Source organism: Paenibacillus sp. YAF4_2, assembly GCF_052113225.1.
GTDB lineage: Bacteria > Bacillota > Bacilli > Paenibacillales > Paenibacillaceae > Pristimantibacillus.
The window spans coordinates 1-375 of sequence record NZ_JBFRCT010000041.1 but is presented as its reverse complement, the minus strand read 5'-3'; the positions used below and the strand labels follow the sequence as shown (position 1 = coordinate 375).

The 375-nt window shown below is 67.9% G+C and carries 1 protein-coding gene; it reads right to left on the bottom strand.

Annotated features, from left to right (window positions below):
* Positions 1 to 137, bottom strand: a 137-nt coding sequence (locus AB4Y93_RS28925; protein WP_441897228.1) for a 2Fe-2S iron-sulfur cluster-binding protein, incomplete at its 3' end; no start/stop codon positions are given.
* Positions 138 to 375: the final 238 nt, after the last annotated feature.

Genomic DNA, 375 nt, shown 5'->3' with positions numbered 1-375 from the left:
GTGCAGGCGCCGCATGCGCCGATGCCGCAGCCGTACTTGGTGCCGGTCAGGCCGGCGTCATCGCGAATCACCCACAGCAGCGGCGTATCGCCGTCGCCGTCRAAGCGGGTCGCTTTTCCGTTCAACACAAAATCCATGATTGCCCTCGCTCGTGCAAGAAGTCACGCTGAAATGACGGCCGCAGGCCACCCTGCACGGCGCAGGGTGCGGCCAGGTACGACTCGGTTGGAAACTTGGGGAGGGGCGCCGGCGGGTGTGCCGCGAAGCGCCGGGAGGCTATTCCGCCGTGATGTGGTACGTGCGGATCAGCGTGGCCCACGCCGCGGTATCGTCGCGGATGCGTGTGGCCAGGGCGTCTGGGGTGCTGGCCACGGG